The organism is Lutibacter sp. HS1-25 (assembly GCF_004121075.1).
Taxonomy (GTDB): domain Bacteria; phylum Bacteroidota; class Bacteroidia; order Flavobacteriales; family Flavobacteriaceae; genus Lutibacter.
The window spans coordinates 85,524-96,178 of the sequence record NZ_RHLN01000011.1 but is presented as its reverse complement, the minus strand read 5'-3'; the positions used below and the strand labels follow the sequence as shown (position 1 = coordinate 96,178).

General features: G+C 31.2%; 10 protein-coding genes. 6 read left to right on the top strand and 4 right to left on the bottom strand.

What is annotated here, in order from left to right:
- Positions 1-343 precede the first annotated feature (343 nt).
- Positions 344-1,252 carry a mechanosensitive ion channel family protein gene (locus tag EC396_RS06160; RefSeq protein WP_129365833.1) on the top strand — a complete coding sequence of 303 codons (909 nt, stop codon included), beginning with the start codon at positions 344-346 and terminating at the stop codon, positions 1,250-1,252.
- 34 nt (positions 1,253-1,286) lie between these two features.
- Here the strand turns inward: EC396_RS06160 and EC396_RS06155 are convergent, their stop codons facing one another.
- Positions 1,287-2,888, bottom strand: coding sequence for a M1 family metallopeptidase (locus EC396_RS06155; RefSeq protein WP_129365832.1), 1,602 nt, complete (start codon positions 2,886-2,888; stop codon positions 1,287-1,289).
- A 333-nt stretch (positions 2,889-3,221) separates the two neighbouring features.
- Here EC396_RS06155 and clpP point away from each other — a divergent pair, with 333 nt between their 5' ends.
- The 3 genes from clpP (at position 3,222) to dnaG (ending at position 7,336) form a co-directional block, all read left to right on the top strand.
- Positions 3,222-3,881, top strand: a complete 660-nt coding sequence (clpP, locus tag EC396_RS06150; protein ID WP_129365831.1) for an ATP-dependent Clp endopeptidase proteolytic subunit ClpP — start codon at positions 3,222-3,224, stop codon at positions 3,879-3,881.
- Positions 3,882-3,920: 39 nt separating this feature from the next.
- Entirely contained in the window at positions 3,921-5,168 is a 1,248-nt protein-coding gene (gene clpX, locus EC396_RS06145; RefSeq protein WP_129365830.1) for an ATP-dependent Clp protease ATP-binding subunit ClpX, read from the top strand.
- 113 nt (positions 5,169-5,281) lie between these two features.
- On the top strand, positions 5,282-7,336 hold the full coding sequence (dnaG, locus tag EC396_RS06140; RefSeq protein ID WP_129365829.1) for a DNA primase: 2,055 nt from the start codon (positions 5,282-5,284) through the stop codon (positions 7,334-7,336).
- Positions 7,337-7,354: 18 nt separating this feature from the next.
- Here dnaG and EC396_RS06135 read toward each other — a convergent pair whose 3' ends face one another.
- Genes EC396_RS06135 through nadE form a run of 3 tightly spaced genes read right to left on the bottom strand, consistent with a single transcriptional unit; the run spans position 7,355 to position 9,296 of the window.
- Positions 7,355-7,966: a thioredoxin family protein gene (locus EC396_RS06135; RefSeq protein WP_129365828.1), complete on the bottom strand. Its 612-nt coding sequence runs from the start codon at positions 7,964-7,966 to the stop codon at positions 7,355-7,357.
- A gap of 2 nt (positions 7,967-7,968) precedes the next feature.
- Positions 7,969-8,493, bottom strand: coding sequence for a TlpA family protein disulfide reductase (locus tag EC396_RS06130; RefSeq protein ID WP_129365827.1), 525 nt, complete (start codon positions 8,491-8,493; stop codon positions 7,969-7,971).
- A gap of 11 nt (positions 8,494-8,504) precedes the next feature.
- Positions 8,505-9,296: an NAD(+) synthase gene (gene nadE, locus EC396_RS06125; RefSeq protein ID WP_129365826.1), complete on the bottom strand. Its 792-nt coding sequence runs from the start codon at positions 9,294-9,296 to the stop codon at positions 8,505-8,507.
- A 60-nt stretch (positions 9,297-9,356) separates the two neighbouring features.
- Between nadE and gldB the strand changes: the two genes are divergently transcribed.
- Both gldB and gldC read left to right on the top strand, forming a co-directional pair.
- On the top strand, positions 9,357-10,316 hold the full coding sequence (gene gldB / locus EC396_RS06120; RefSeq protein WP_129365825.1) for a gliding motility lipoprotein GldB: 960 nt from the start codon (positions 9,357-9,359) through the stop codon (positions 10,314-10,316).
- The gene (gene gldC / locus EC396_RS06115; protein ID WP_129365824.1) at positions 10,316-10,651 is read left to right on the top strand and encodes a gliding motility protein GldC; all 336 of its coding nucleotides are present in this window, start codon (positions 10,316-10,318) and stop codon (positions 10,649-10,651) included. Before gldB ends, gldC begins: the two co-directional genes overlap by 1 nt.
- The last annotated feature ends 4 nt before the right edge of the window (positions 10,652-10,655 follow it).

Below are 10,655 nucleotides of genomic sequence, written 5' to 3'. Positions count from 1 at the left end.
CATAAGGATTCACAGCTAAATTTATTCTAATAATAATGCCCCGTGGGCTTGCCCCGGGGATTATTTACTTAATTTTCTGTACAAAACCATATGATTTAACAAGTGACTGATAGTTAGTTGATTGTTTTTGATGATTTAAAAGGTTAATTTCTTGTTTTTTTATATACAGTAGGCAGCTATTAATGACTGTTAATTTAAATATATTCCCAGTTTAGTTGTAAATTTATAGTGTGTAGTTATTAGTTAGGTATATTGTGCAATTAAAAGTAGTGCATCTTATTTAGTAAATTTACACTTAAGTAAGCAGTCAACTTGATTTTAAAAACTAATAAATTGAGATGTTATGGAAGATCAAATCAAATTTTTTTTACTTGAGCCTACTATCCAAAAAACATTGGTAATAATTGTATGTCTTGTAATTATTTGGCTTGTAATAAAAGCAATTCAGCGAAACTTATTTACTAAAATTAAAGATAGCGACAATAGGTATAGAGCAAAAAAGTTTAGTAGCTTTTTTGGTTATATATTGACTATTTTAATGTTGACAATTGTTTTTAGTGACCAGCTTGGCGGACTTACAGTAGCATTGGGAGTTGCGGGTGCAGGTATTGCATTTGCTATGCAGGAAATTATTGCATCATTTGCCGGATGGGTGGCTATTATGTTTGGTGGTTTTTATAAAATTGGAGATCGGGTTCAATTAGGTGGAATTAAAGGTGATGTAATGGATATTGGTGTTATTCGTACTACAATTATGGAAACAGGGCAATGGGTTGATGGTGATTTGTACAACGGAAGAATTGTTTTAATTGCCAATAGTTTTGTTTTTAAAGAACCCGTTTTTAACTACTCAGGAGATTTTCCGTTTTTATGGGATGAAATAAAAATTCCGATTCAATATGGTAGTGATTACGATTTGGCAAAAGAAATACTTGAACAAGCTGGAAAAGATGTTGCTGGTGATTTGAGTCAATTATCATTAGAAAAATGGAAAACACTTCAAAATAAATATCGTTTAGAAGAAGCGCAAACAGATCCAATGGTTTCGCTAATTGCCAATGACAATTGGGTGGAATATACCTTGCGTTACATTGTAAATTATAAAAAACGTCGCATTACAAAAACAGCTTTGTTTACTCAAATACTTAAAAAGGTTGAAGCTACTAATGGACATGTTAAGTTTGCGTCTGCAACATTTCAATTGGTTGAAACACCAGATTTTAAAGTTAAAATTACAAAAGATGAACAATAATTAAGTTATTGAAAATAATAATAGTTTAAAATTATTATTCTTCTTCAGCTAATTGAAATAATAGCCAGTTGTTAGGGTCAAATTTTAGTTCTTTTACTTCGCCACGACCTTCAATAACAAACGGTTCAGTTTTGTAAGTAACTTGAATTGTTTTTATTTCAGAAGTACCATCAGTATAAATTAATTCAATATCTAAAGGAAATTCAAAAGCGGTATTTTGTGTTTGATCTAACATTAAACGAACCTTGTTATTGTAGTAAATCCAGTTAGATTTAAGTATTGGATATTCTGATAATGTTAACCATTGATTGAAAAAAACATCTAAATTTTTGCCAGAAACCTGTTGCATTATACTTTGAAATCTAGCAGTTGATGCATTGCTGTATTTGTAGTTAGAATAATAGGTTTTAATACCTTTAAAAAACACTTCATCACCCAATTTTTTTCTTAACATATGTAAAACCCAAGCGCCTTTTTCATAAGAATTTGGATTTAACAAATCTATTAAGTTGGTAGTTTTAACATCAACTACTGGTGTTTGTTGCTTTTTGTAAAAATCCAGTACTTTTTTTCGTTCAAATCCCATTCTACGTTGAAAAACAGAATATCCCTTTGATTTTTGAACATATAAATCGGCAAAATAAGTTGCAAAACCTTCACTAAGCCAAATTTGAGACCAAGTAGATTCTGTAACAGCATCTCCAAACCATTGGTGCGCAATTTCGTGAGCCATTAAAGCATCAATTTTGCCTTCACCAGTAATGGCATTTTCTGGATAAAATATGGCACTTGCATTCTCCATACCTCCATATTCTGTTGAAGATTGTACATTGGCTAATTTTTGAAATGGAAATTCGCCAATAGTTTCAATAAAAAAATCTAAAATTGCTGGTGCAGTTGAAAAATCGTGAAATCCTTCTTTTTCATTTTGAGGATATACCCAGCTAGAAACAGGAACACCTTGTGTTTCACCAAGTTTTTCTACAGCAAAATTTGCGACTCCAATTACCATTACCTTTGTTGGTAAAACCTCTTTATTTTGGTAATGAGTAAGTCTTACATTGTTTTTTAAAACAGTATCTCTAACTTTTACACCGTTTGCAATAACCTGGTATTTTTCAGGTGCTTTTACAATATATTCAACAGTCGCTTTGTCTGAAGGATGATCTACACAAGGAAACCAGTTTTGAGCTCGGTTTGGCCAGTTGTCTCCAAAAAAAGTGCGGTCTCCAAATTTATTTTGCCCTATAATTAAGCCAGATTTTGGAATACCACTATATTCAATAGTATAGGTATAAGTAAGGTTTGGGAAAATATGTTTTGGTGTAATTGTTAATTTGTTATTTTGTTGTGTAAAATCTACCGAAGTATTGTTTTGAAAAATAGAGGTAACTTTCATGCCTTCTCCTGTTTCAGTATCTTGTTCAACCAAGTCTAAATCAAATGAGGTTACGTTTTTTCTAAAACGCATAAAAATTTTTATCTCACCCTTGATTTTATTATTGGCATCATTTACTTCAATAGCCAATTTGTAATGTTCTATATTAATACTTTCAAAACGTTCTTTATCACTTTGTGCGATTAGTATTGTTGAAAAAAATAAAAAGAATAAAGTGTATTTAATCGAGATTTTCATTTGCTTTAATTTTAAAGTTCAAATATACCTAAAACAAATAATTAGGCATAATAAAAGCCCACTTGAAATTTTAAGTAAACTTTTTAAGTAATTTAAATATGGTAATTAAAAATAATCATATTTGTTTTAGTAGCTACCTTTAGAAGAAATGATTTTTATGTATTTTACTTCAAAATAAAATCAAAATATAGAAGCTACACCCATAAATAAATCCGATTTTCATAAAAAAATGTTATATAGCATGAGTTTACCTATACTAAAATAATTATTGAATGTATATTTCATGAATACTTCTTATATTTACAACCTTAATAGTTTAAAAAAACCCTGAAAATGGATTACGGAAAAGAATTTAAAAAGTTTGCAACAAAGCAACAAGGAATTAGCAGCATGCACTATGATAAATTGGTAAGTAGTGTAACTCCTTATATTATTGAAGAGCGTCAATTAAACGTAGCACAAATGGATGTGTTTTCTCGTTTAATGATGGATAGAATTATATTTTTAGGTACTGCTATAGACGATTATGTAGCCAACATTATTCAGGCTCAATTGTTATTTTTAGAAAGTGTAGATAACTCAAAAGATATTTCAATTTATATCAATTCTCCAGGTGGTGGGGTATATGCAGGTTTAGGAATTTACGATACGATGCAATTTATCAAACCAAAAGTAGCAACTATTTGTACTGGTATGGCAGCATCTATGGGCGCTGTTTTAATGTGTGCAGGTGAAAAAGGAATGCGTTCTGCATTGCCACATTCGCGTGTAATGATTCACCAACCTTTGGGTGGAGCTCAAGGTCAGGCTAGTGATATCGAAATTACAGCACGTGAGATAATGAAATTAAAAGATGAATTGTATCAGATAATTTCAAAACATTCAGGTCAAACTATGGAAAAAGTTCACAACGATTCTGATAGAGATTATTGGATGAAAGCTGAAGAAGCAAAAGCTTATGGAATGATTGATGAAATTTTAGTTAGAAAATAAATTTGGTTTTTTTAAAAACCAACAATTAAAAGCAATAGGATGGCGAAAGATGAAGTTTTAGAATGTTCGTTTTGTGGAAGAAAAAAACCAGAAACGGATTTGTTAATTGCAGGTTTAGATGCACATATTTGCGATAAGTGTATTGAGCAGGCTCACGGAATTGTGTTGGAAGAACTTGCTCAAGGTGGTTCATCATCACTTTCTTCAGAATTAATTTTGAAAAAGCCTAAAGAAATTAAGGATTTTATTGATCAGTATATGATTGGTCAAGACCAAGCAAAACGTGTAATGTCTGTAGCAGTTTATAACCATTACAAACGTTTGTTGCAACCAGAATCTAAAGATAAAGATGAAGTTGTTGAAATAGAAAAAAGTAATATTGTAATTGTTGGTGATACAGGTACAGGAAAAACGTTAATTGCACGTACTATTGCAAAAATGTTAAATGTTCCTTTTTGTATTGTTGATGCAACTGTTTTAACTGAAGCAGGTTATGTTGGTGAAGATGTTGAAACCATTTTAACACGTTTGTTACAAGCTGCAGATTATGATGTAGATAAAGCAGAAAGAGGTATTGTTTTTATTGATGAAATTGATAAAATTGCTCGCAAGGGTGGTGACAATCCTTCTATAACAAGAGATGTTTCTGGTGAAGGAGTTCAACAAGCTTTACTTAAATTGTTAGAAGGGTCTGTAGTAAATGTTCCGCCAAAAGGGGGAAGAAAACATCCCGATCAAAAATTTATTGAAGTCAATACAAAAGACATTTTATTTATTGCTGGTGGTGCATTTTCTGGAATTGATAAAATTATAGGGAAAAGATTAAATCGTCAGGCGGTAGGGTATAGCGCTTCTATCAAAGAAGATCGGGTTGATGAGACCAATATGTTGCAATATATTATTCCAAGCGATTTAAAAGCATTCGGATTGATTCCTGAAATTATTGGTCGTTTGCCAGTTTTAACACATATGGATCCATTAGATGCAGGTACTTTAAGATCTATTTTAACCGAACCAAAAAATTCTATTATTAAACAATACGAAAAGTTGTTTGAAATGGATGGTATCAAATTTTCAATCAATGAAAAAGCATTGAATTATATTGTAGATAAAGCTATTGAATACAAGTTAGGTGCGCGTGGTTTACGTTCGCTTTGTGAAGCTATTTTAACAGATGCAATGTTTGAAATGCCAGGTTCTGAGGATGATAAGTTGAAAATTACCAAAGAATATGCTGAAGATAAAATCAATAAATCTACATTGAAAAGATTGAAAGCAGCATCTTAATAAAAAATAACATTTAAGATAAAATTAAATCACCCTTTAAATATTATTGGGTGATTTTTTTATCTAATTTTAGTAATTTAGTAGCCTTAAATAATTAATATTCCTTTTTAAAATTGATTTCCAGAACTACCATAGATACTGTATTTGAAACCGCTCGTGTTGAGGAGGTTATTGGTGAATTTGTTCAGCTAAAAAAAGCAGGAAGCAACTTTAAAGGGTTGAGTCCGTTTTCCGATGAACGCTCACCATCTTTTATGGTTTCGCCAGTAAAAGGAATTTGGAAAGATTTTAGTACAGGTAAAGGTGGTAATGCTGTTTCATTTTTAATGGAGCACGAACATTATTCATACCCTGAAGCCATTAGGTATTTGGCAAAAAAGTACAATATTGAAATCGATGAAATTGAGCAGACCGATGAGCAAAAGCAACATGCCGATGAGCGAGAAAGTATGTATTTGGTTTCAGAATTTGCCCGAGATTATTTTCAAAAAATACTGCTTGAAGATGAGCAAGGAAAAGCCATAGGTTTAAGTTATTTTAAAGAACGTGGTTTTACCGATGAAACTATTAAAAAGTTTCAACTTGGATATGCTTTAAATGAATGGGATGCTTTTACCAACGAAGCTTTAAATAAAGGTTACAATCTTAAATATTTAGAATCTACGGGACTTAGTATTGTTAAACAAGATTTATTAGCACCAAATGGCACCAAACAATTTGACCGTTTTAAAGGTCGTGTGTTGTTTCCAATTCATAGTATGAGTGGCCGGGTGTTAGGTTTTGGTGGGCGAATTTTAGTTAACGATAAAAAAGCTGCTAAATATTTAAATTCTCCAGATAGTGATATTTACCATAAAAGCAACGTTTTATATGGTATTCATTATGCAAAACAAAGTATTGCCAAAGAAGATACTTGTTATTTGGTTGAAGGTTATACTGATGTAATTTCTATGTCTCAGGCTGGTGTAGAAAATGTAGTAGCTTCATCTGGTACTGCATTAACCGAAAATCAAATTCGTTTAATCAACAGGTTAACAAAAAATATTACCATTCTTTTTGATGGTGATGCCGCTGGTATAAGAGCTTCTATTCGTGGAATAGATTTAATTTTAGAACAGGGAATGAACGTTCGTGTTTTGATGTTTCCCGATGGTGATGACCCCGACAGTTTTTCTAAAAGAGTTTCAAAAGAAGAATTAACTGACTATTTAAAAAATAATTCGCAGGATTTTATCAATTTTAAGGTTTCATTGTTGATGGATGAAGCGAAAAATGATCCTGTTAAAAAAGCAGGATTGATTAGAGATATTGTAATTAGCATTTCAAAAATTCCAGATCGCATTCAGCAAGAAGTTTATGTAAAGGAATGTTCAAGAATTATGGATATTTCAGAAACTGTATTGTTTAGTGAGTTGGCACAACTTAACAGTAAAGTTCAGCGAGACAATGCATCTAAACCAATTCAAAAAAGTCAGGTTAAAAGTGCGCCTATTTCAAGCCCAAATCCAAATCCAAATAAGGATCCTAATGAACCTCCAATTGAATTTTTATACCCAGAAGCTGCGCAGTTTCAAAAAACACTGCCAACTCAAAAGGTTGATGAATTAGAAAAATACGAAAGAGAAATTGTTAGGATATTGTTATTGTACGGAAATAATTCTGATGAATTTGAAGATTATGTAGCTGAAGATGCGGTAGATGGAAATGGGAGAAGACTCAAAAAAGAAAAATTCATAAATGTTGTTTCAAAAGAAATATACTTAAGTTTACAGGAAGATGAAATTGAATTTGCTACCAAAATTTTTAGAGAAGTCTATTTTGAAGTCATAAATCATTTAAATCAAGATGAAGTTATTTCAATAGATGGCTTGGTAAATCACCCAAATTCAGAGATATCAAACTTGGTTACAAGTATTTTAATGGATGATGAAAAATATGTTTTAAGTGATTGGGATAAAAAAGGAATTCCTGTAAAAAAAGGAATCGATGTTCAAACAAAAGCTGTTTTAGATGCTATTTATAATTTGAGACGCGTTTTAATTGAGCAAAAAATAAAATCACTTATTGGAGAAATGAGTGAAAGTGAAAGAGATTTAACCCTTGAAAACATAACAAATTACACCCAACTAAAAATTCGTTTGGCCGAACGCTTAAATAGAGTGGTGTAATTTGCTTTATTTTTTAGGTTATTTTTTAATTGAACAACCTATGGCTTTGGTTGTATTTATAGTAGGTTTTTTACCAGCCAAAAGTGCATCAACTGCATTTTCAACATACTTTTCAGTAACAGCAGCTTCGTCTTGAGAATTGTTGTCAATGGCGCCCATATACGCAACAATTAATTTGCCGTTTTCTTTGTTTAACAAATAAACTTCAGGTGTTCTTGTAGCACCATATTGCGGGTAAATTTGTTGTCCTTCATCAAATAAATATGGAAAAGTAAATCCTTTTTCTTTGGCTCTTTGTTGCATTGCCTCAAAATCATCTCCTTTAGAAATTGCAGGATTGTTTGGGTTAATGGCAATTACAGGATATCCCTTTGCTTTGTATTTTTTGTCCAAAGCAATAATTCTATCTTGGTAAGCAATAGAAAACGGACAATGATTGCAAGTGAAAATTACAATAAATCCTTTTGCACTTTTGTAGTCAGACAAAGAAACCATTTTGTTGTCTACATTTTTTAATTTAAAATCGGTTGCTATATCGCCAATTTTATAACCATCTAGTGTGTTTTTTATAGTGAAGGCAGACACTAAAATAAACACGATTAATACAAAACTTACTTTTAAAATTTTCATAATTAATTGGTTTTTAAAATGTTATTTAATTCAGTTTCTAACTTTTCATAAGTAAAAGATTGCTCAAAAAAAGCACGTTTATTTTTATTGTAAATCATGGTTGCAGGCACTGCTCCAGACCATTCAGTATCTACTTTTGGAATCCAAGTATTTTGATCTGGGTCGACCATTAAAACAACAGTTGGTTTTAAATTATGCTCTTTTATAAAAGGGATCAATCTTGTTTCTACCTGATTTTTAAAATCCAAACTCACCAAAATCACTTCCACGTTTTTGCCTTTGTAATTTTCATACAATTGCTGAAAAGAAGGCAATTCTTCAACACAAGGTTTGCACCAAGTTGCCCAAAAATTAATCACATAGGTTTTATCGTCTTGCTTATTTAACAACAATTCCAAACCGTTGTAATTAATTTCTTCAATAGTAATTTCGGTTGCATTTTCTATTGTAGCCGTTTTTTCAGTTTTGGTAACTTCTTTACAAGAAAAAAGTACAAAAATAAAAGCAAATAGCAATAATTGTTTCATTATATAATGGTTTAATTTTTCAATTCCTTCGGAATTTTACAAACAGGAATCGGTTCCATTTTATGCTTATTGGCGCTGTTTCTTTGAGCATATATTGTAAAAACTTCTTTTTCTCTATTGTTAAAATCAGCGGCGGTTTTACCTAATTCAGCTTGGTTCATAGCCCATTCTAACTCATCATAACTTGCGCCAATTTGATCTTCATCTGTTTTATCATCTCCCCAAAGACCATCAGTTGGTGCAGCTTCTATAATTTCTGAATTTACGCCCAAATATTTAGCCAACACATATACTTCAGATTTCATTAAATCAGCAATCGGACTCAAATCTACACCGCCATCGCCATATTTTGTAAAAAATCCAACACCAAAATCTTCAACTTTGTTACCTGTACCAGCCACTAAATAACCGTGAAGTGCCGCAAAATAATATAATGAAGTCATTCTAAGTCGCGCTCTTGTGTTTGCCAAAGACAACAATCTGTCTTCTTCATTTTCAACAGGAGGGAAAGCAGCCATAAGGTTGTCAAAAACATTTGTAAGATTTACCTGTTCAACCGTAACCTGTTTAAAATTTTCTTTAAGCCAATCAATATGTTTATAAGCTCTTGATACTTGATTTTCAGCTTGATGAATAGGCATTTCAACACACATTACCGGAAAACCTGTTTTTGCGCACAAGGTTGAAGTTACTGCCGAGTCTATTCCGCCCGAAATTCCTATTACAAATCCTTTAACTTTTGCATTAGTTGCATAATCTTTTAACCAATTAACTATATAATCAACAACTTTTTCAGTATCCATACTTAAACTTTTTTAGTAATTTTATCGTTTTAAAAAATAGAATTGTAAATATAGTATTTAATGAATAAATTTTTAGGCCTACTTATTATTTTATTGTCAATAATTTCTTGTAAAAATGAAGTGAAAGAAAGTATTGATGTTTCTGAAATTGATGTAAATGTGTCTGTTGATAGATTTGATCAAAAATTTTACACTACTACTATTGAAACACTTCCAGAGTTAAAAAAAGAATATCCTTTTTTATTTCCTGAGCAAACTCCAGATAGTATTTGGTTAAATAGAATGAATGATGAAGGTGAATTGATATTATTTAAAGAGGCGCAAAGGGTTTTTGGCGATTTTGAAGTTGAAAAAAAGCAAGTTGAAACATTGTTTAAGCATATTAAATATTACCATCCGGCATTTCAATCTCCTCAAATAATTACGCTTATAACAGATTTAGATTATAGAAATAAAGTGCTGTACACCAAAGATTATTTATTTATTTCATTGGATATGTATTTGGGTGGTACAGATGAAATTTATAAAGATTTTCCAATGTATTTGGCGCGTAATTACGATAAATCTCAGTTAGCAGTTGATATTGCCTTTGCCATTGGTGAAGCTTATTTTTCGCCTCAAAAAAACAGGCAATTTGTTGATTTAATTATCAATGAAGGTAAAAAAATGTACCAGTTAGATTGTTATTTACCAACTGTTTCTGATGCTCAAAAAATGGGTTATAGCAAAGAAAATTTGGATTGGGCACAAACAAATGAACTGTATGTTTGGCAATATTTTGTTGAAAATAAATTGTTGTATAGTACAGATAGTGACTTGTATTCTCGCTTTATTTTTGAAGCTCCTTTTTCTAAATTTTATATAGATATTGATAAAGAATCTCCTGGTAGAATAGGTGTTTGGTTGGGTTGGCAAATAGTAAGGTCGTATATGAAAAATAATGATGTAACTTTGCAGCAACTTTTGCAAACCAATGCCGAAGAAATATTTAAAAACTCAAAATACAAACCAAAAAAATAATGGCTGTAAAACATACTTCAAAAATTGAATTTAAAATAGGTTTAGATGAAAATAAAATTCCTGAAAAATTAAGTTGGACCGCTGAAGAAAGTGATATTTCTAATGAAGAAGCGAAGGCTTTGATGATTTCGGTTTGGGATAACAAAGCCAAAGATACTTTAAGAATGGACTTATGGACAAAAGATATGCCTGTTGATGAAATGAAACAGTTTTTTCATCAAACGTTGGTTTCTATGGCTGCTACTTTTGAACGTGCTACCGATGATCATAAAATGAGTGCAACTATGCGCGATTTTTGCGACTATTTTGCTGAAAAATTAGAACTAAAAAAGTAGTTTT